18 protein-coding genes and 3 tRNA genes are annotated in these 19957 nt (G+C 74.0%); 11 read left to right on the plus strand and 10 right to left on the minus strand.

Features of this window, described 5'->3' with window-relative positions; all coding sequences use genetic code 11:
• From ACFVVX_RS03470 to crcB (ACFVVX_RS03495), 6 genes are all read right to left on the minus strand, one after another.
• Positions 1-3176 (minus strand): hypothetical protein (locus ACFVVX_RS03470; protein ID WP_387940907.1); only part of this gene is annotated, 3176 nt, incomplete at its 3' end.
• A gap of 288 nt (positions 3177-3464) precedes the next feature.
• Positions 3465-5771: a DEAD/DEAH box helicase gene (locus ACFVVX_RS03475; protein ID WP_387940909.1), complete on the minus strand. Its 2307-nt coding sequence runs from the start codon at positions 5769-5771 to the stop codon at positions 3465-3467.
• 195 nt (positions 5772-5966) lie between these two features.
• The gene (locus tag ACFVVX_RS03480) at positions 5967-6686 is read right to left on the minus strand and encodes a hypothetical protein (RefSeq protein WP_387940911.1); all 720 of its coding nucleotides are present in this window, start codon (positions 6684-6686) and stop codon (positions 5967-5969) included.
• Positions 6687-6985: 299 nt separating this feature from the next.
• The gene (gene crcB / locus ACFVVX_RS03485) at positions 6986-7360 is read right to left on the minus strand and encodes a fluoride efflux transporter CrcB (protein WP_387940913.1); all 375 of its coding nucleotides are present in this window, start codon (positions 7358-7360) and stop codon (positions 6986-6988) included.
• Complete coding sequence (locus tag ACFVVX_RS03490; protein WP_387940915.1) at positions 7357-7770, minus strand: DUF190 domain-containing protein; 414 nt, start codon at positions 7768-7770, stop codon at positions 7357-7359. The genes crcB (ACFVVX_RS03485) and ACFVVX_RS03490 overlap by 4 nt, the downstream gene beginning before the upstream one ends.
• Positions 7767-8258: a fluoride efflux transporter CrcB gene (crcB, locus tag ACFVVX_RS03495; RefSeq protein WP_387940917.1), complete on the minus strand. Its 492-nt coding sequence runs from the start codon at positions 8256-8258 to the stop codon at positions 7767-7769. The genes ACFVVX_RS03490 and crcB (ACFVVX_RS03495) overlap by 4 nt, the downstream gene beginning before the upstream one ends.
• A gap of 70 nt (positions 8259-8328) precedes the next feature.
• Between crcB (ACFVVX_RS03495) and ACFVVX_RS03500 the strand changes: the two genes are divergently transcribed.
• From ACFVVX_RS03500 to ACFVVX_RS03535, 8 genes are all read left to right on the plus strand, one after another.
• Positions 8329-8670, plus strand: coding sequence for a metallopeptidase family protein (locus ACFVVX_RS03500; RefSeq protein WP_387941303.1), 342 nt, complete (start codon positions 8329-8331; stop codon positions 8668-8670).
• Between the two features lie 107 nt (positions 8671-8777).
• Positions 8778-8850: transfer RNA gene (locus tag ACFVVX_RS03505), tRNA-Glu, on the plus strand.
• Positions 8851-8904: 54 nt separating this feature from the next.
• A tRNA-Asp gene (locus ACFVVX_RS03510) sits at positions 8905-8978 on the plus strand.
• A gap of 33 nt (positions 8979-9011) precedes the next feature.
• Positions 9012-9085, plus strand: a tRNA-Phe gene (locus tag ACFVVX_RS03515).
• Between the two features lie 223 nt (positions 9086-9308).
• Positions 9309-9854, plus strand: coding sequence for a Uma2 family endonuclease (locus ACFVVX_RS03520; protein ID WP_387940919.1), 546 nt, complete (start codon positions 9309-9311; stop codon positions 9852-9854).
• A gap of 151 nt (positions 9855-10005) precedes the next feature.
• On the plus strand, positions 10006-10425 hold the full coding sequence (locus ACFVVX_RS03525) for a hypothetical protein (RefSeq protein ID WP_387940921.1): 420 nt from the start codon (positions 10006-10008) through the stop codon (positions 10423-10425).
• Positions 10426-10427: 2 nt separating this feature from the next.
• Complete coding sequence (locus ACFVVX_RS03530) at positions 10428-12056, plus strand: alpha/beta hydrolase (RefSeq protein WP_387940923.1); 1629 nt, start codon at positions 10428-10430, stop codon at positions 12054-12056.
• Complete coding sequence (locus tag ACFVVX_RS03535; protein ID WP_387940925.1) at positions 12053-12562, plus strand: hypothetical protein; 510 nt, start codon at positions 12053-12055, stop codon at positions 12560-12562. Before ACFVVX_RS03530 ends, ACFVVX_RS03535 begins: the two co-directional genes overlap by 4 nt.
• A gap of 36 nt (positions 12563-12598) precedes the next feature.
• Here ACFVVX_RS03535 and ACFVVX_RS03540 read toward each other — a convergent pair whose 3' ends face one another.
• Together ACFVVX_RS03540 and ACFVVX_RS03545 are read right to left on the minus strand one after the other, a co-directional pair.
• The gene (locus tag ACFVVX_RS03540) at positions 12599-13684 is read right to left on the minus strand and encodes an alpha/beta hydrolase family protein (RefSeq protein ID WP_387940927.1); all 1086 of its coding nucleotides are present in this window, start codon (positions 13682-13684) and stop codon (positions 12599-12601) included.
• 122 nt (positions 13685-13806) lie between these two features.
• Positions 13807-14799, minus strand: a complete 993-nt coding sequence (locus tag ACFVVX_RS03545; RefSeq protein ID WP_387940929.1) for a zinc-binding dehydrogenase — start codon at positions 14797-14799, stop codon at positions 13807-13809.
• Positions 14800-14936: 137 nt separating this feature from the next.
• Between ACFVVX_RS03545 and ACFVVX_RS03550 the strand changes: the two genes are divergently transcribed.
• The 3 genes from ACFVVX_RS03550 to ACFVVX_RS03560 all read left to right on the plus strand — a co-directional run bounded on the left by ACFVVX_RS03550 (position 14937) and on the right by ACFVVX_RS03560 (position 17577).
• The gene (locus ACFVVX_RS03550; RefSeq protein ID WP_387940931.1) at positions 14937-15989 is read left to right on the plus strand and encodes a LysR family transcriptional regulator; all 1053 of its coding nucleotides are present in this window, start codon (positions 14937-14939) and stop codon (positions 15987-15989) included.
• 104 nt (positions 15990-16093) lie between these two features.
• Positions 16094-16849, plus strand: a complete 756-nt coding sequence (locus ACFVVX_RS03555) for a copper homeostasis protein CutC (RefSeq protein ID WP_387940933.1) — start codon at positions 16094-16096, stop codon at positions 16847-16849.
• Between the two features lie 50 nt (positions 16850-16899).
• A complete protein-coding gene (locus ACFVVX_RS03560) occupies positions 16900-17577 on the plus strand; it encodes a response regulator transcription factor (protein WP_387940935.1) in 678 nt (225 codons plus the stop codon).
• Here the strand turns inward: ACFVVX_RS03560 and ACFVVX_RS03565 are convergent.
• Together ACFVVX_RS03565 and ACFVVX_RS03570 are read right to left on the minus strand one after the other, a co-directional pair.
• Positions 17529-18431, minus strand: a complete 903-nt coding sequence (locus ACFVVX_RS03565) for an NAD-dependent epimerase/dehydratase family protein (RefSeq protein WP_387940937.1) — start codon at positions 18429-18431, stop codon at positions 17529-17531. The genes ACFVVX_RS03560 and ACFVVX_RS03565 overlap by 49 nt on opposite strands.
• Entirely contained in the window at positions 18432-19949 is a 1518-nt protein-coding gene (locus tag ACFVVX_RS03570) for a UDP-glucose dehydrogenase family protein (protein WP_387940939.1), read from the minus strand.
• Positions 19950-19957 lie beyond the last annotated feature (8 nt).

The raw sequence follows: 19957 nt of genomic DNA on the forward strand, positions 1-19957 counted from the left end.
GTCGTCTGACCCGCCACCCAGTTCAGGTTCGAGGAGTCCGGCCGCGCCGCACCCGAAGCCCACGCCGTCAGATGACCGGGCCCCTTCGGATCGGTCGCCGTCACGTTCAGCACGACCGCCTTCACCCCGGACGCAGGCACCCCGGCCAGACCGGCCACCTGCACCGAGACCGTGCCCTGCGCCGCCACCGGCAGCTCACCCGAACGGCCGATCCCCTTGCGGGTGTCCAGCACCCGGACGGGGCCGGCGGCGGTGTAGCGCCCCTGCCCCGGCGAGACCGGATCGACCACGGAGTAGGACTGGCGCAGCGTCAGGGAGGTGCTCCGCTGGTAGACGTCCGGCGAGACGCTGATGCCCGCCAGGTTCGGCGCGATCCCGGTGAGGTCGACCTCCGCGGTGAGCGACGTCCCGTCCGCGGCCGCGCTCCTGACGGTCGCCGACCGCGACGGCAGGTTGTAGAACTGCACCGAGACGGAGTCCTTGGCCGTCAGCCCGGTGCCCTTGACCGTGAAGGTCGCCGGCCCGCCGGTGAACCCGGCCGAGGGCGAGACCGACTCCAGCGAGGCCTTGGCCCCGCCGCAGTTGCGGGAGTCACAGGTGGCCTGGACGTTGTAGTCGATCGCGTCCGAGCCGGGCGGCAGCGTCAGCAGCAGCACGGCCTTGGCCTCGGGCGACTGGAAGCCGATCCGGCAGGCCGCCTTGGTCTCGCCCCAGTTGGTCGAGCAGTAGTCGGACTGGTTGGTGCCCTGGGAGCTGGCGTTGGGCGCCATCAGGCTCACCCGCGGGTACCCGGGGGTGGAGCTGGAGGCCACACCGGTCACCGTGAACTGGTCGCTGGCCTTGACCGGCACGGTGGCGCAGACCGCCCGGTGGTCCGGGGTGAGCCGGCCGGCGAGCGGGCCGAAGGCGACCCGGGAGTCGACGGTCGGGCACTCCGCGGGGAGGCCGGAGTCGGTCGCGAAGCGCCAGACGTCCAGCCGGGAGTCGATCGGGGTGCCGTCGTAGTTGGACGCCTCGACGATCATCCGGTACTCGATCGAGCCGGTCACGTCGCAGTAGTTGGTGAACCGGCCGGCCGTGCAGATCTGCTTGCCCTCGGCGTCCAGCACGGTCACCGTGGTCCTGCCGCCGTCCGCACCGGTCGAGATCCGCAGCTGGTCGGCCGGGGCCGCGGCGACCCGGGTGCAGCGGGCGTCCAGGTCCGAGGCGATCCGGCCGGGGGTCGGCGCGCCGCCCACCGTGCTGGAGACCGCGTTCTGGCAGTCGGCGCTGCGGCTGACGTCCCGACGCAGCAGCCGGAAGTCGTTCGGCGTGCCGTTGGCGACCAGCAGTGCGGCGTAGTCCTTGGCCGGGTCCAGCGTGCAGAACGCCTCGGAGGACCCGTAGCTGTACGTCCGGCAGGCCTGCGCACCGGACGGGTCCAGCAGGAACAGCTCACCGGCCAGGGAGGTCGGCGGCGTCCCGTTGAGCGAGCTGTAGGAGAAGGCGAGCATCTCGTGCGCCGTGTGCGCGCCCGCCGGCACCCGGAAGCAGGTCACCCGGTGGTCGGCGTCCAGCGAGGCGGTGGCGCCCGGCGCCCCCGGGAAGCCGCTCTGCGCGAACGGCGCGCAGCCGCTCAGGCCGGCGGTCCTGAACACCGTCACCTCGTACCCGCCGGGGCTGTTCGCGCCCACCAGCAGCCGGTACGGCGCGGTGCCCTTGAGCTCGCAGAACTGCAGGTCCGAACCGCTGCACTGGGTGGCGTCGGCGGCATCGACCACGGTGACGCCGGGGTAGGCGACGAAGCCGTCCCGGTGTCCCGGCAGGACGGCGATCCGGGTGCCGGTGGCGCTGGGGAGCAGATGGCAGTTGACCTGCGAGGTGTCCGCCAGGCTGCCCGTGAGCGGTCCGTCGGCGAGGCCGGTGTCGTTGCCGGCCACGCAGCCGGCGGTCTCACCGGGCTGCCGGAAGACGAGCGAGGCGGGCTGCTGCCGCAGCAGCGCCGTGTACGTCCCCGCGGCGGGGAAGGGACAGGGGTTGCCCCCGTAGCCGCAGAGGCTGGTGCCGTCCGGCCGGAACAGCGTGAGGATCGCGCCGTAGGTCGGCGACTGGACGGTGTAGCTGCCGGCCTTCGGCACCTTCAGCGTGAAGCACGGGCTCGGCGAGGCGGCCGCCGGGAGCCCGAACGCCTGCGGGGAGAGCGGCGTGCAGCCGACCGGGTCGGAGATCCGGTTGAGCGGGAACCGGTACGGGCCGGGCTCGCCGCTGCCCAGGTGGAACAGCACCCGGTACGGGCCGCTGCCGGGCAGCACGCAGCCCGGGTTCGCGAAGTCCTGGACGCACAGCTCGGCACCACTGGCGTCGGTGAGCCAGCGGCCGCCGGCGTCGGCGCCGAGGATCCGCTCACCGGGCCTGGCGTCGATCGACCGGCAGTCGAGCTGGACCGGCGAGACGGTGGTGCCGGTGATCTCCGGCTGGTCGAAGCCGGTGCCGAGCGGGGTGCCGCACCCGGCCGTGGCGCGCAGCGGGTAGACCGCGACCTGGTGGTCGGTCGGGCCCCAGACGCCGGACGGGACGACCACCAGGGAGTAGGTGCCGGCGGCCTTGATGTCGCAGCCGGCCATCGGCGCGTACAGCCAGGGGCCGCAGACCGCGGTGCCGGCCGCGTCGTACACGGTGGCCGCGGTGGTGGTCATCCGGATGCCGAGCCGGCCAGGGCCCGTGACGGTGACGGCGTAACAGGCGGAGCCGTCCACCGGGAGGGTGCCGCGTCCGACCGCGGTGCCCGGGTCGCCGAACGCGGCGAGCGGCAGCGCGGTGCAGTCCTGCTGCCGTACCGGGGGAGCGGCCGCGGTCTTCGGCGGGACGGGCTGTGCGGCGGCCGGCTGCTCCGGCGCACCGGAGGCGGGGGCTGCGCCGGGGGCGGCCTTGGCCGCTCCGGACGTCGGTGCGCCCGCCGGTGCGCCGGTCGGTCCGGCCGTCGGGGCGCCGGTGGCGCCGGGCGAGGCGGTGGCGGCTGCGGGGGCGGGCGCCGGGGTGGTGGTGATGCCCACCGCGCCGGAGCTGCCCGTCGGCAGCAGCACCGAGGCCGTGGTGGCCAGGGCGACGACCGCACCGGCCAGGAGCCTGCGCAGCGGTGCCGGTCCCGCCGTCCCTCCTCTCCCGGTGTCGGGTACGACGGTTCTGCGACTTGGCACGAGACCCCCCTGGTCTGCGGGCGACTGCGCGGGCCCGGGCCGGGCCAGCGGCACCGGCAGCGGCGCTCGACACGACGGCGGCCGGGCCCGGTCACCTGTGGGGCGGGGGTGGGGCCGGACGGCGGGCGGCGCTCGCTGCGACGACCTCCGGCCAGGCCCTGTCCGGCCCTAGTTGTGAAGATCGCACAAATGCGCGCGGAGCCTACCACCGGCCGCCGGAGCCCGGAAAGCCGAGGGGCCCGGCCACCGAAGTGGTCCGGGCCCCAGGGCCTTCACTGTCCGAAAAGGTCAGTTCTTCCAGCGCGGCTTGCGGTCGTCGCGGTTGAAGCCACCGGAGTTGAAGCCACCGGAGCGGCCGCCGCGGTCGTCGCCGCCGCGGTCACGGTTGAAGCCACCGGAGGCCTGCGGGCGGCCACCGGAGCGGTGGTCGTCACGACGGGAGAACGGACGGCTCGCGCTGCTGCCGGCGCCGCGCTCGTCGCGGTCCCGGCCGAAGCTCGGGCGGTCACCGAAGGTGCGGGCCGGACGGTCACCGAAGGAACGGCCGCCGCGGTCGTCACGGTCGCGGTTGAAGCCGCCACCGCGGTTGTCACGGTCACCGAAGGAACGGCTGCCGCGGTCGTCGCGGTTGAAGCCGCCGCGCTCGCCACCGCGGTCGTCACGGTTGAAGCCACCGGTACGGCCGCCACGGTCGTCACGGTTGAAGCCACCGGTACGGCCACCGCGGTCATCGCGGTTGAAGCCACCGGTACGGCCGCCACGGTCGTCACGGTCACGGTTGAAGCCACCGGAGCGGTTGTCACGGTCACCGAAGGAACGGCTGCCGCGGTCGTCACGGTTGAAGCCACCGGAGCGGCCACCGCGGTCGTCACGGTCACGGCTGCCACGGTCGTCACGGTTGAAGCCACCGGAGCGGCCACCGCGGTCGTCACGGTCACGGCTGCCACGGTCGTAGGCCGGACGCTCGGTGCGCGCCTCGCGGTAGGAGGTGGTGCGCTCCTCCGCCACCGGGGCGGCGGACTCGGTGGTGGCGGCGGCCTCCGGGGTCTCGGCGGTCGCGTCGGCCTCGGCGGCCGGCTCCTCGTCCACGATGCCCAGGTCGGCACGCTCGCGCGCCGCACGGGCGGCGAGGCGGTCGGCCTCCTCGCGCAGCTCGTTGGCGCGGCGCTGCGCGCGCTCCAGCTGGCGGGTCATGTCGGCGAGCTCGCGCTCGGCGGCACCGGCGATGCCGGCCGCGCTCTCGGCCTGGACCTCGATCAGCGAGCGGGCGCCGGTGATCTTGGCGACCTCGGCGTCGAAGGCGTGGTCGAGGATGTGGCGCGAGGCGTCGACGCCCGCGTCCTCCATCAGGCGGAACACGCCGCGGCGCTGGTGCGGCAGCACCAGGGTGACGACGGCGCCGGAGCGGCCGGCCCGCGCGGTGCGGCCCGAGCGGTGCAGGTAGTCCTTGTGGTCGCCGGCCGGGTCCACGTTCAGGACCAGGTCGATGCCGTCGACGTGGATGCCTCGGGCGGCGACGTCGGTCGCGACGACGACGTTGACGTAGCCGTCCTTGAAGTCGCCGAGGACGCGGGTACGGGCGCCCTGGGTCATCCCGCCGTGCAGCGCGTCGGCCTTCACGCCGGCCTCGATGAGCTGCTCGGCGACGCGGTCGGCGCCCATCTGGGTGCGGACGAAGATGATCGTGCGGCCCTTGCGGGCGGCGATCGCGTTGGTGATCGGCGCCTTGTCCTTGGGCTTCACCACGAGGATGTGGTGGGTCATGGTGGTGACCGCGCCGGCCGACGGGTCGACCTCGTGGGTGACCGGGTTCTTCAGGTAGCGCTTGACCAGGGTGTCGATCTCGTTCTCCAGGGTGGCGGAGAACAGCAGGCGCTGGCCGCCGGCCGGGACCTGGTCGAGGATCTCGGTGACCTCGGGCAGGAAGCCCATGTCGGCCATCTGGTCGGCCTCGTCGAGCACGACGGTGCGGACGTCGCCGAGCTTGGCGCTGCCGCGGTTCAGCAGGTCGCGCAGACGGCCGGGGGTGGCGACGAGGACGTCGACGCCGCGCTCCAGCGCGTAGATCTGGTTCGACATCGAGGTGCCGCCGCAGACGACCTTGAGCTTGAGGCCGAGCACCGAGCCGAACGGCTCCAGGGCGTCGGCCACCTGCATGGCCAGCTCACGGGTCGGGACGAGGATCAGACCGCGCGGGTGCTTGGGCTTGGTGCGCTCGCCGTCGGCGAGGCGGGTCAGCAGCGGCAGGCCGAAGCTGAGGGTCTTGCCGGAGCCGGTGCGACCGCGGCCCAGCACGTCCTTGCCGGCCAGGGCGTCCGGGATGGTCGCGGCCTGGATCGGGAACGGGGTGGTGACGCCGCGCTTGGCGAGGGCGCGCACGACGTCGTCGTGCAGGCCCAGGTCGCCGAAGGTGATGGTCGGCTCGGCGGGCTCGGTGGCCTCGTCGGCCTCGACCTCGTCGGCATCCAGGTCGGCGTTTCGGTCGATGTCCTGCTCGGCGTCGATCAGGTCGACCTCGGGGGCATCGATGGTGGTGACATCGGCGGCGGACTCGCTCGCGGGCATGGCGAAGCGGGCGTCGTCAACGAGAGACATGCAAAACCTTCCGGAAGTGGCACGCGCCAAAGTCCGGGTTCTGTTTCACAACCGCCTCTATGCGGTCAGCCACGGATCGCCGGAACGCGCCAAGGGCGCCAGATGGGAATTAGGGCGCCAATCAAATGAATCAAACGAACGATCTACCACCATAGGCGAACCTAGGGATCAGAGGCAAATGCGCAGGCCAGAGCGCTAATGTCCGCCCGCGGCCGGGCTCGGCGCCGACGATCCGGAGTTGCCGCCGGGGTTGCTGGCGGAGGGCTCCGGGACCGGCGGAGCGGTCGGCGCGGCCGAGGTGTGCTCGGGCTCGGGGGAGGCCGGGGGCCTGGTGGTGGGGCTGGCGGCCGGGGTGCCGACCGGTCCGCCGCCGGTTCCTCCGCCGCCGGTGCCGCCCGTCCCGCCGCCCGCGGAGCCGCCCGGGCCACCGGTCGCCCCGCCGGAGGAGGAACCGGTCGGCGGATGAGGTGCGGGGCTGGCGCTCACGCCCCCGGCCCCGCCGTTCGCGCCCGGCGCGGCCTCCTCGGGGGGCGCGCCCGGCACGGGCACCGCGCCCGCGACCGCGCCGTTCACCCCGGGACTCGCCTCACCCGGTGGCGAAGTGGCGCCTGCCTGCGGCGCGTTCTCGGCCTGCACGCCCCCGGGCCGCTCCGAGCGCCCGGCACCGATCTGGTGGGCGCCCACCGGCGAGGCGGAGGCCCCGCCGACGGCCTTGCCGGGCGTCCCGGCCTGCCCGACCGGCACCACGCCGTGCTTCTCGTCCGCCGCCGGCCCCACCGACATGCACCCGGTGAGCCCGAGCCCGGCCACCGCCAGCACCGCCGCCGCCCGCACCACGCCCGTCCGCACCGCCGCGGCACGCGGGTCGGCCACCCGGACCGGCACCTCGCGCACGGGCACCTCACGCACGGGCACCTCACCGGCTCCTGCCAACCGGCGACCACCCGCGCCGTCGCGGCCACCCGCAACCCGGCCAGCCACGACCTGAGCACCCGCATCCCGAACCGCACGCATCACACGCACCGCCGCCACCGAGCTCCCTCTCGTCCCGCCCCACCCGGGCCGCCACCGTGCCGCGGCCACTTTCGGTGCCCAACGCGCGCCCGCCCGAGGGGGACACGGGCAGCGCCGCAGGAAGGCCCCGACCGCCATCCACCCGGCCCAACGGACGCGGTTCAAACCTCCCCGGCCCGTTCCCGTGCCAGGGGACCGCCTCAGCCCCAGAGCGCCGAGGCCAGCCCCGCCCCCGCGTACACGGCCGCCAGGCCCACCGCGAGGCTCCCCGCCACGTTGGCCAGCGCGTACCGCCCGGCACCGCTCTCGGCCAGCCGCAGCGTCTCGTACGAGAAGGTCGAGTACGTGGTCAGCGCCCCGCAGAAGCCGGTCCCGACCAGTAGTTGGACGTGCGAGGACGCGGCACCGGCCGCCACCGCGCCGGTCAGCAGTCCGAGCACCAGGCAGCCGACCGCGTTCACCGCGAACGTGCCCCACGGGAACACCGAGTCGTGCCGCGCCTGCACCGCCCGGTCGCTCAGGTACCGCAGCGGCGCGCCCACCACCGCCCCGGCCACCACCAGCAGCCAGTTCACTCCCCCGCCCCCTCCCTCGACCCCTCGCCCGGCTCCGCCGCCGTCCCGCCCCGGCCGACGTACCGCACGACCTCGCACGGGTCGAGCACCACCAGCCCCTCCGCCACCAGGCCGTCCAGCTGCGGCAGGAAGCCCCGCACCCGCTCCTCGGTGTCCACGATCACCACCGCCACCGGCAGGTCCTCGCTCAGCGACAGCAGCCGCGCCGTGTGCACCAGCGACGAGGCCCCGAACCCCTCGATCCCCCGGAACACGCTCGCCCCGGCCAGCCCGGCGGCCCGCGCCCGGTGCACGATCTCGCTGTACAGCGGGCGGTGGTGCCAGCGGTCGTTCTCTCCGACCAGCACGGTCAGCCGCAGCGCCGGCCCGCTCGGCCCGCTCGGCCCGGTGGACCCGGTGGACCCGGTCACCGCGACTCCCCCGCCCCGCGCCGAACCAGACGGCGCGTCAGTCCGACCGCCGCCCACACCGCCCCCAGCGCCGCCAGCAGCGTCAGCCCCAGGTACGCCAGGCCCGCGCCGGGCCGGCCCTCCTCCAGCAGCCGCCGGATGTCCACCGCGTACGTGGAGAAGGTGGTGAACCCGCCGAGCACCCCCGTCCCGAAGAACGGCCGCAGCAGCGGATGCGCGGGCCGCCCCTCCGTGATCACCACCAGGAAGACGCCGATCACCGCGCAGCCCGCCACGTTCACCAGCAGCGTCGTCCACGGAAACCCGGCCGGCCCGGTCGGCCAGAGCAGTCCGGCCCCGTACCGGGCCGACGCCCCGATCGCCCCGCCCAGCGCCACCACCGCCGCCGCCGGCCCCTGTCCGCGCAGCGCCGACGGCCGCCGCGGGGCCCCGCCCGGCCCGGCCTCCGCCCGCACCGCGCCGCCCACCGCACCGTCCGAGGTCGTCATACGCCCATGAAACACCTGCCCCGACCGCCTGGCACACCGTCACCCCAGACCCGACAATGATCCGGTGGAGATGACCCGGGAAGAGTTCGAGACGCTGGTCAGCGACGCCCTCGACCAGATTCCCCCGCAGCTCGCGGCCATGATGGACAACGTCGCGGTGTTCGTCGAGGACGAACCCGACGCCACCGACCCGGAACTCCTCGGCCTCTACGAGGGCACCCCCCTCACCGAGCGCGGCGAGTGGTACGCCGGCGTCCTGCCCGACCGCATCATCGTCTACCGGGGCCCGACCCTGCGGCAGTGCGAGAGCCGCGAGCAGGTGGTCGAGGAGGTCCGCACCACGGTGATCCACGAGGTCGCCCACCACTTCGGCTTCGACGACCACGAGCTCGACGAACTCGGCTGGTCCTGACCCCGCCCCCCGCCGCCACCCGGCCGAAACCCGTTTTGGCGTTCCGCCCGAAATCCCATATGCTTCTCGACGTCCCCGAACGCTGGAAACAGCGGGACAGGCCGCAAGCCCTCATCGTCTAGTGGCCCAGGACGCCGCCCTTTCAAGGCGGTAGCACGGGTTCGAATCCCGTTGGGGGCACGCAGTACCGTAGTAAAGTCAGTGCCGCAAGACCTAGTGGTTCACGCCACACAAGGTCCCGTGGAGCAGTTGGTTAGCTCGCCACCCTGTCAAGGTGGAGGTCGCGGGTTCAAGTCCCGTCGGGATCGCTCGTCTCGCAAGAGACGGTGCAAATGCAGTACGGCCAGGTAGCTCAGTTGGTACGAGCGTCCGCCTGAAAAGCGGAAGGTCGCCGGTTCGACCCCGGCCCTGGCCACATAGCCTGACCAGGCACGATGCCCTCGAAGCAGCTCGCTTCGGGGGCATTTTCGTGCTGTCTGGCGCCAACGGCACGACGGACGGTCAACTGCCGGGGCGAGCGGAGCCCCGCGACGGTCGGAGACCGGGGTCAGCGGCAGGCACCGCGTACGAGCACTGTCCCTCCGGGCGCCGGACTACTCTGAGGATGCCGCCCCGGCACACCCCAGGAGACACCGCGCATGAACCCGGAGCACTTCGCACTCCTCGAAGAAGCCCGCCGGAGCCTGCCCGACGGCTTCAAGGTGGAGCTCTCGGGCGACACCATCGTCATGATGGTCAGCCCCTCGGGCATCCACCAGCGCAACCTGCTGGTGGTCCGCCGCCAGTTCGACAGGCATGCCCCGGTCGAACTGCTGCCGAGCGAGAACACCGATCTGGTCTCGCCCAATGTCGGCAAGAGCCGCAACCCGGACCTGACCTACCTTCCGAGCGAGGCCCTGGAAACGTCCGACAACCAGGTCCCGTCCCAGCTCGCCGCTGTCGCCGTCGAGCTGGTCTCCCCCTCGAACCCGGAGAACGACTGGGTGGGGAAGGTTCGCGACTACCCGATGATGGGCATTCCGCTGTACCTGCTGGTCGACGCCCGGCAGAAGACCGTCACCCTGTTCAGCCGGCCCGACGGTACGAAGTACCACCGCCGCGAGGACATCGAGTTCGGCGAGACGCTGCACATCCCCGAGCCGTTCGGCTTCGACCTGGTCACGAGCGACCTGCTGCCGTACTGACCCGCCACGACTCGGCCTGAGGAGCGGAACACCGGCGGCGCGGGCGTGGGCGACTCGCCGATCTCCGGACATCGGCATGCGTACGTGTACGGCCCTCTAGGGTGGGCCAGGCGGGCGAAGGCCCCGCACGAGGACGCGCCCGGGGGGACGCATGCCAAATCCTGATCTGGCCTCACAGTTCACGGTCAATCCGGCGGCGCTGGACGGCTGCGGGCAGAGTGCCCAGCACATCGCGCAGCAGGTACCAGGTGAGACCGCGAAGATCGTCGGCCCGAGCGACCAGGCGTCGGCGGCGCTGAAGGGCTGGCTCACCGCCGGAGCCCTGCACGACTGCTCGGCGAACTGGAAGACCCTGCTCGACAAGCTCTCCGGTGAGATGGCCGGCTGCGGCACCAGGCTGGTCCAGACGGCCGCCGGATACCGGCAGGGCGAGCAGAGCGTCTACGCGCACCTGCAGGGCGGCAGTCCGACCGTGGGTACGGGGGCGCAGGCCGCGGCCGTACCGGATCCGTGGGGGACGGTGCTGGCGGGCGAGGCGACGCCGACCGCAGCCGAGCGGAAGGCCCGGTAGCCATGGACATCGCCACGCTGCAGAACGCCAACATCAACAACCTCACCACCGCCAGGACCGCCTACGACACCCTCGCCACCGCCTTCGGCCGGCACGTCGAGGACTGGCAGCGGGAGGTCGCCGACCGCCTGGGCGGCTCGCACTGGACCGGGGCCACCTCCGACAAGGCCCAGGCGGAGATCAAGGCCCTGGGCGCCAAGCTCCAGGCCGCCCGCCAGGAGCTGGCATTCGTCAGCCGTGCCCTCGCCGACGCCGCCGAGGGCTTCGCGGCGGCCCAGGCCCACCTGATCAGCGCCCTCGACGACGCCAGGGCGAAGAAGTTCACCGTGGCCCCCGACGGCCGCATCAGCTGGGACAACGAGCCCTCCTCCGCCGGCTACGCCGGAACCGGCGCCGAGGCGAACGCCCGCGAGATCGGCAAGCGGATCACCGCCGCGCTGAACGAGGCCGCCCACGCCGACCAGGAGATCGAGCAGCGGCTCAGCCACCTCTCCTACAACGCGAGCAGCGGCACCGGGCTGGACAGCGCCACCGTGCAGGCGGACCAGGCAGCCGTGGCGGCCCGCGACCGGGTGCCCGCGGCCGGATCGAGCCCCGACGACGTCAAGCGCTGGTGGGACAGCCTCACCGAGGCGCAGCAGCAGCGCTTCGTCCTCAACCACCCCGACCAGGTCGGCAACCTCGACGGCATCCCGGCCGTCGCCCGGGACCAGGCCAACCGCATCACCCTGAAGCACAGCCAGGAGGACCTCCGGCTCCAGCTCCTCCAGCTGGGCCCCCAGCCGCCCGAGAAGATCGCGGGAGTGAACGGCGCCGTCACCAATCCCGACTTCATGGCGTGGGACGCCAAGAACTACGACCTCCAGGAGAAGCTCAAGGCGCTCGACGCCATCGAGAGCCGGCTGACCGGGGACAGGCTCCAACTCCGCGGCGGCGCCCCGGCCTTCCTGCTCGGCCTGGACACCAAGGGCCGGGGACGGGCGATCGTGTCGGTCAACAACCCCGACACGGCGGACAACGTGCTCACCTTCGTCCCCGGCACCTCGGCCAGGCTCGCCACGGCCCCGGGGGACGTGGACAAGGCCGACGAGATGGTGAAGGCCGCGAAGGGCGCGGACGCCTCCAAGACCACGGCGGCCCTCGCCTGGGTGGGCTACGACGCGCCGCAGAACCTCTTCCCGGACGCGGTGCGGGACGAGTTCGCCGAGAACGCGGAGAAGGACCTGGCCCGTTTCCAGACCGGGCTGCGGACCACCCACGAGGGCGCGCCGTCCCACAACACGCTCATGGGCCACAGCTACGGCAGCACCACCGTCGGCTTCACCATGCGGGACCACAAGGTCCCGGTCGACGACGTCATCCTGGTGGGCAGTCCGGGCGTCGGTGTCGACCACGCCAAGGACCTGAACATCGACCCGTCCCACGTCTACGTGGCGCGCGGGAGCGAGGACACCATGATCAAGAACGCGGCGGGCAGCAGCCTGCTGTTCGGGATGGATCCGATGGACACCCAGTTCGGGGCGCGGCACCTGCCCGCCGGCAGTACGGACCACTCGCACTACTGGCGGGAGAACTCGCCCTCGGTCACGGCGTTCGGCGAAGTGGCCGCCGGGACCAGGAAGGCCGGATGAGTGCCGTGCGCCGCAACCGAAGGCTCGGCCCGGTCCTCGTCCTCGCCCTGGCGCTGCCCCTGGCGGCGTGCGGCGGCGAGACCGACAAACCGACGATGACGCGGGCCGAGGCGAAGGCGCAGACCGAGAGCTACGTCGCCCGGGCCGTGGGCGCGCTTCCGCAGCCCGCCACGCCCGTCGCCGAGCGGGACAACGACGGCTACTGCTTCAAGAACGACGCCCCCTCCGAGTACGACGGCAAGGTCACCGCCGTCACCGAGCGGAAGCTGCCCGGGGTGCCGCCGGACCGGCATCCGGAGTACTTCACGGCCTTCCGCTCCCAGGTCGAGGCCATGGGCTTCAAGCTGGACGACGCCTCCGGCGGCTTCGACCACGCCCTCTTCTTCACCAACCACGCGAACGACTTCACCGCGACCCTGACGGAGCTCGGCGACGGCGACCGCACCCTGTCCGTCAGCTTCGTCTCCCCCTGCGTCTGGCCGGACGGGACGCGGCCTCCCGGGTAGCGGCCACTCCTGGCTGCCGAGGGGGCGGCGCGCGGGTCAGTGGGCCGTGAGGTGCGCGGTGAGCCAGTCGGCGGTCGTGGGGAGCCAGTCGGCGGTGGCGTTGCCGAGCAGGTGGTTGCCGTGGGGGACGAGGAGGTACTCGCCGTGCGGGGCGTGGCGGGCCAGGGGTTCGCCGTTGGTGGCGCCGGGGATGCCGTCCTCGCCGCCGTCGACGACCAGCAGGGGGCCGGGGATCCGCGGGGCGAGGGCCGTCAGGTCGACCCGGTCGGCGAAGGCGCGGGCGGCGGCGGTGGAGCCCGCGCAGCGCTGGACGAGGGTGGCGGTGACGAAGGGGACCAGCGCGGGCCAGTCGAGCCGGTAGGGGCCGCTGACGGTCGCGGTGGCGCGGACGCGGGGCTCGTGGGCGGCGGCCGTCGCGGCGTAGTAGCCGCCGAGGCTGAGGCCGATCACACCGATGCGGGTGGCGTCGACGTCCTCGCGGCCGGTCAGGGCGTCGATGACCCGGGCGACCACGCGGTGGTAGTCGGGTTCGACCTGGGTGGTGGCGGCGAGGACGCCCTGGCCGGGGCCGTCGATGGCGAGTACCGCGATCCCGCGGGCGAGCAGGGCCTCGGTGACGCCGTGGAACTCCTCCTTCCCGGAGTCCATGCCAGGGACGACGATCACCACGGCCGGACGGGCTGCTCCGGCCGGGCGGCGCAGCCAGCCGGCGTGGGTGTCGCCCTCGATCCGTTCGGCCGCCGGGTCCAGCCGGGCCAGCGCGCGGCGCATCGCCTCGTCCGCCTCGGTGGCGGCCTCGGCCGCCGCGGCACGGTCGGGGTGCGGCATCAGGCCCGCGAAGTGGAACCAGCGGGCGGCCCGGCGGTAGGCCTCGCCGGCGGTCACCGTCCGACCGTCGGCGTCGGCCAGGTCGGCGGCGGCGAGGTGCCGCCGGCCGGCTCGGCGGCAGGCCTCCGGCCAGTCCGGCGCGGCTGCGAGCTCCCCGGTGACGCGGCCGTACTCGTGCGGGTCGATCCCGGCGCCGGTGGCGCGGGGACGGGTCTCCTCGACGAAGGCCCGGAGGAAGCCGGGGAGGTCGAGGAAGGAGAGGTCGGGGGAGGTGGGGTCGGGCGAGGTGGTCATCGGAGGACGCCTTCGTCGGTCGGAGGGGTTCGGACAGCGGATCGAGCTGCTCACGGGCTCACGGACTCGCAAGCTCAAGGGCTCGCGGACTCGCAAGCTCAAGGGCTCAAGGGCTCAAGGGCTCAAGGACTCACCGTCAGCACGGCCTTGCCGCGGATCCGGCGCTCCCTCAGGTCGGTGAGGACGGCGGCCGTCTCCTCCCAGGGGGCGACCCGGCCGACCTCCGGGGTCAGCCGCCCCTCCCCCACCAGGCGGACCAGGGTGGCGAGGTCCTCCCCGTAGCCCGCGTCGGAGTCCGCGTAGTGGAAGTGCCGCAGGGTGGCCGACTCCGGGCCGGTGAAGAAGTCGAAGAAGTCCAGCGTCGCGGGCGTCCGGGAGGCCTGCCCGAACCAGATCAGCGTGCCTCGGCGGGCCAGCCGGGACAGCGCCACCGGCAGGCCGGCGCCGCCCGTCGACTCCAGCACCAGGTCGTACGGGCCGCGCGCCGCGCCGATCTCGTGGACGACGGCGGCCGCGCCCAGCTCGGTCAGCCGCCGACCGCGCTCCGGCGAGGCGGTGACGGCGGTGACCTCGGCGCCCGCGGCCGACGCCAGCTCGGTGACGTAGTGGCCGACCCCGCCGGAGGCCCCGGTCAGCAGCACCCGCCGACCGGCCAGGGCGCCCGCCGTCCGCAGCAGCCGCAGCGCGGTGAGCCCGGCCAGCGGGAGCGCGGCGGCCCTGACGCTGTCGAGCGTGTCGGGAAGCTCGGCGAGCGCGTCGGTGGGGACGCACACGTACTCGGCCCAGCCCCCGGCCGGCGGGTGGCCCACCACCCGCCGGCAGACCGCCGGGCCGGAGCCGTCCGCCGCGGCCTGGACGACCAGCCCGGCGATGTCCTTGCCGGGCCGCCAGCCCGGCTTCGGCGCCTCCAGCTGGAAGGTCTCGCCGCGGTTCACCGAGAACGCCTCGACCTTCACCAGGGCCTCGCCCGGCCCGGGCCGGGGCTGGTCGACCTCGGCGAACCCGACCGCCTCCGCGTACCCGCCCGCCTCGGCGAACCCGCCCGCCGCGTACCCGCCCGCCTCGGCGAACCCGCCCGCCGCAGCGGGTCGGCCGGTCGGCGTCAGCGCCTTCATGCGCACTCCTCGGTCCGTCGTCTGCCGGGGCACCGAAAGCCCCGGCGGGCGCCCAGCACACCCCGCCCCGCCCGCGGCGGTCCAACAACCCCCGTCCCGCTGCGACAACCGGGGGTTGTCGCCTATGGTGAACGGCCATGGATCTTGATCTCGCCCAGGTCCGCGCCTTCGCGGTGGCCGCCGAGGAGCTGCACTTCGGGCACGCCGCACGACGGCTGTCGATCACCCAGCAGGCACTGTCCAAGCGGATCGCCCGGCTGGAGGCGGTGCTCGGCGCCCGGCTGCTGGACCGCGACGGCCGCGGCACCGGGCTGACCGAGGCCGGACGGCGCTTCCTGGAGCCGGCCCTGCGGCTGCTCGCCCAGGGCGAGGCCGCGGTCGCGGCGGTGGCCTGCGCGCGGCGCCCGCTGCGCATCGACGTCTGGGGACACCTGTACGCACCGATGCGGACCGTCGCGCAGGCCGTCGAGGGCGTCCCCGGGCTGGAGGTGGAGCCCGTCCCCGGCCGCGACCTCCCCTCGGTGGCGGCCGCCCTGCTGCGCGGCGGGACGGACGCCGGGTTCGGCCGGGTCCACCCGCTGACCGGGGGCCTCGGCGAGGGACTGACCCACCGCCTGGTCCGGCTGGAGCCGGTCGACGCGCTGCTCAGCACCGACCACCCGCTGGCGGACCGCCCGGTGCTGCGCCCGGCGGAGCTGCGCGAGGGCGGCGGCGCGCTGCGGTACCCGGCCGCGGTGGACCGGCTGGACTTCCTGACCCGGTTCGCCGACCAGTTCGGGATCGCGGACCGGGTGGGCTCGGTCAACCTGGGGCTGGAGCACTTCGTGGAGCGGGTGCGGGCGGACCGGGACTGTTTCTCGCTCGTCCCCGCGGACTGCCCGCTGCCGGACCTGCCCGGGGTGCGGACCGTCCCGCTGGTCGACCCGACCCCGCTCTACGCCTGGTCGCTGCTCTGGCGTGAGGAACACCCCGCCGCGGTCGGCCGCCCGCCCTCGGACCGGCCCGTCACCGCCGAGCCCGGCCGGCCCGTCACCGCCGACCCCCGCCGAACCACCACCGAGCGCCACCACCCGCTGCTGGACCCGCTGTTGCGGGCCTTCGGCGAGGAGGCCCGGCGCAGCCGCTGGCTGGAGTACGACCCGGCGCGCGACTGGCTGCCGGAGGCCGACCAGGCCGCGCTGGACGCCTGAACCCGAACCCGGCCGTCCGGATGTCGTTCGCGGGCGTCCGGTGCACACGGACTTCTCGTGTGAACACGTCAGTTCCTTTCAGGGGGCTGTGCAATGCTCTTCTCATGTCTAGACCAATGCTCGAAGTGATCGCGTTGGACGCGCTGGACGCCCGGGCAGCAGCGCTCGGGGGTGCCGACCGGATCGAACTGGTGCAGGACATGGCGAGGTGGGGGCTGACACCGTCGGCGGAGGCGGTGCGGGAGGTGTGCGCGGCGGTGGACCTGCCGGTCCGGGTCATGCTGCGCGAGGCGGCCGGATTCGCCGCGGGGGACGTGGACCTGCTCAGGTCCCGGGCCCGGGCGCTGCTCCGGGCCGGCGCCGAGGAGTTCGTCCTCGGCTTCCTCACCCCGGACGGCGCGGTCGACCTGCCCGCCGTCGAGGCCGTCCTGGAGGTGCTGGACGGCCGCCCGTGGACCTTCCACAAGGCCATCGACTTCACCGCCGACCGCACCGCGGCCTGGGACGCCCTCGCCGGCCTGCCCGGACTCGACTCGGTGCTCAGCTCCGGCGGCCCGCAGGGCGTCGAGGAGGGACTCGCCACCCTGCTCGCCGAGCACCGAAGACTCGGCGACCGGCCCGGACCTCACGACGGACGCAGAGCCGACGACCGGCCCGGCGCCGACGACCGGCCGAGAGCCCCCGCCCCCCGGCTGATCGCCGGCGGGACCTTGCGCGAGCCGCACGTCGCACCGCTGCGCGCGGGCGGCCTGGACGCCTTCCACGTCGGCACCCGGGCCCGCCCGCAAGGCAGTTGGGACCGCCCCGTCGACCAGGCCGCGGTGCGGCACTGGCGGGAGCTGCTGGCGGGCGTGTCGTGAACGATCCGGGGGGACAGAACACGCAGGACCGGCCGAGGGACCGCCTCTCGGTGACGGTCGTCGCCGAGAGCGAGATGCACCGGCACGGCATCGCCGGCATGCTCGGCGGGCTGCCGCTGGTGGCCGAGGCCTCGACCAGGTCGCCGGAGCGGATCGGGGCGCCCGCCGAGCTGTGGAGCGCGGACGTGGTGACGCTGGTCTGCGTCGACGAGGTCGCGCCGTGGACCAGGTCGGTGCTGGCCGCCCCGCGCGGCGACGGCCGGCTCCTGGTCCTGCTCGACGCCGCCGCCGCACGCAGCCCGCACATCTGGGACACCGCCCGGGTGGACGGCTTCCTGCCCCTGGAGCAGGTCACCACCCCGCTGCTGGAGGACTCGCTGCGCCGCCTGGTGCTGCGGCGCGCCCCCTCACCGGTCCCGGGGCGGCCCGGCCCCAGGGTCCCGTACCAGCGCGGCAGCCTGCCGGGGGTGGCCGGCGGGGCGCTGACCGAACGGGAGCGCCAGACCCTCGGACTGCTGGTGGAGGGCCTGAGCAACAAGGAGATCGCCACCCGGCTCGGCATCTCGGTGCACGGCGCGAAGCGCCATGTGACCATGGTGCTGGCCAAACTCAACTGTCCCAACCGGACGTTGGCGGTGGCGATCGCCCTGCGCTACGGAATCGTGGACCCGGTCGGGGCTCAGGACACCGAGACCGGCCTGCGGGTCGCGACGAACTCCGCGATGTAGTCCCGCAGCGAGATCTTCGGCTCCCAACCGAGCTCCCTGGAGCGGGAGTTGTCCGCCCGACCACTGGCACGCTCACCCCGGCGGGACGGGATCATGGCGATCTCCCCACCGAACATCCGGGCCACGTCGATCAGTTGGTACTCCTCTCCCCGGCCCAGCAGGTAACCGTCCCCGGAGCCGCGCTCCGCGCACAGCAGCAGGCCCTCGACGATGTCGTCGATGTGGGTGAAGTCGCGGCTCTGGGTACCCGGTTCGACCACGGTCAGGGGCAGACCGGCCCGGTACTGCTGCTCGAAGATGCCGATCACGGTGGCGTACGAGCCGGTGGCGATCTGGCCGGGCCCGTACACGTTGTAGAAGTACGTGATCACGTGGTCCAGGCCGAACCAGTCCGCGGTGTTGCGGATGTACTCGATGTTCTTGGCCTTGGTCCAGGCGTACGGGTTGAGGTGCTCGTCCCGGCCGCCGTTGCCGAACTTCGAACTGGAGCCCGCGTACACCAGTTTGGCGCCGTGCAGCCGGCAGAACCGGACCACCTCCTTGGTGCCGTGCAGATTGAACTCCCAGACCCGGTCCGGCTCCTCGAAGGACTGCGGGATCCGCGAGTACTCGCCCAGGTGGTACACCACCGCGGGCGCCGGCAGGCCGCGCTCCGACCAGAGGGTGACCACGTCGGCGGTGTCGCCGTGCAGGTAGCGCACCCGGGGGTGGTCGACGTGCCGCTCGGGCGAGCCGGTGAAGTAGTTGTCCACCGAGACGATCTCCGCGAGCGGTTCGGCCGCCACCAGGCTGCGGATCAGCCGGCCGCCGACGAAGCCGGCCCCTCCGGTCACCAGGATCAGTTTCTCGGCCACTCAGGCCACCTCCTTCCAGCCGAGGCCGCGGTACGTCCAGCCGGCCGCGCCCCAGGCGCTCCGGTCCAGGCAGTTGCGGCCGTCGATCACGATCCGTCCGTTGACCAGGCGCGCCAGCGCGGCCGGGTCGGCCTCGCGGAACTCCTGCCACTCGGTCAGCACGCAGACCAGGTCGGCGCCCGCGCAGGCCTGCTCCAGGCGTTCGGCGTGGCCGAGTTCGGGGTGGCTGCGCCGGGCGTTGGCCCCGCCCAGCGGGTCGTACACCCGCACCTGGGCGCCGGCGCCGTGCAGCAGCCGGGCGACGGCCAGCGCCGGGGCGTCCCGGACGTCGTCCGAGTCCGGCTTGAAGGTGGCGCCGAGGACGGCGATCCGGGTACCGGTCAGCTCCGGCCCGGCCGGGCCGGCCACGCAGTCCAACAGCTCCCCCGCCAGCTGCAGAACGCGCTCCCGGCGCCGCTGGTTGATCAGGTCCACCTCGTGCAGGAAGCGCACGGCCGCCCCGGCGCCCAGCTGGTGGGCGCGGGCCTGCAACGCCCGGATGTCCTTGGGCAGGCAGCCGCCCCCGAAGCCCACTCCGGCCCGCAGGAAGTGCGGCCCGATCCGCTCGTCGTGGCCGAGCGCCTCGGCCAGCCGGGCGACGTCCGCGCCGGCCGCCTCGCACAGTTCGGCCATCGCGTTGATGAACGAGATCTTGGTGGCCAGGAAGGCGTTCGCGGCCGTCTTGACCAGCTCGGCGGTGGCGAAGTCGGTCTCCAGGACCGGGATCTCGCGCCCCTCACGGGCGGCCAGCTCGTGCACGCCGCGGTGCACCCGGTCGAGTGTCCGGCGGGCCCAGTCGCCGCGCGCGCCGACCACGATCCGGTCCGGGCGCAGCACGTCGTCCACGGCGTGCCCCTCCTGGAGGAACTCCGGGCACCAGGCGACCTCGGCGTCCGCGTCGTCCGGGACGTGCTTGCGCAGCAGCCGCTCGATCCACTCCGCGGTGCCGACCGGGACGGTCGACTTGCCGACCAGCAGCGTCCGGCCGTGCAGGTGCGGGGCGAGGGCCCGGACGGCGGCGGCGACCTGGCCGAGGTCGGCGCCGCCGTCGGCGCGCTGCGGGGTGCCGACGCAGAGGAAGTGCACGTCGGCGCCGGCCGCGGCGACCGCCGGGTCGGTGGTGAACCGCAGCCGCCCGGAGTCCAGGCCGCGCCGGACCAGTTCGGCGAGGCCCGGTTCGTGGAACGGCAGCTGGCCGGCGGCGAGCGCGGCGATCTTCACCGGGTCGACGTCCAGGCCGATCACCTGGTGGCCGAGTTCGGCGTAGCAGGCCGCGTAGGTGGTGCCGAGGTAGCCGGTGCCGAGGAAGGACAGCCTCGGCGGTTCCCGGTCGGCGGGCGGCGCCGGTGTCCCGGGCGCCGACGGGCCCGGCACGCCGGACTGCGGCACACCGGACTCCGGTAGGCCGGGCGCCGACAGACCGGGCGCCGGCGGTTCGGGCGTCCGGGGGCCGGACGCCCGGGTCTCAGGCGGTGACATCTCTTCTC

This window comes from Kitasatospora sp. NPDC058170 (genome assembly GCF_042883905.1).
Lineage (GTDB): Bacteria > Actinomycetota > Actinomycetes > Streptomycetales > Streptomycetaceae > Kitasatospora.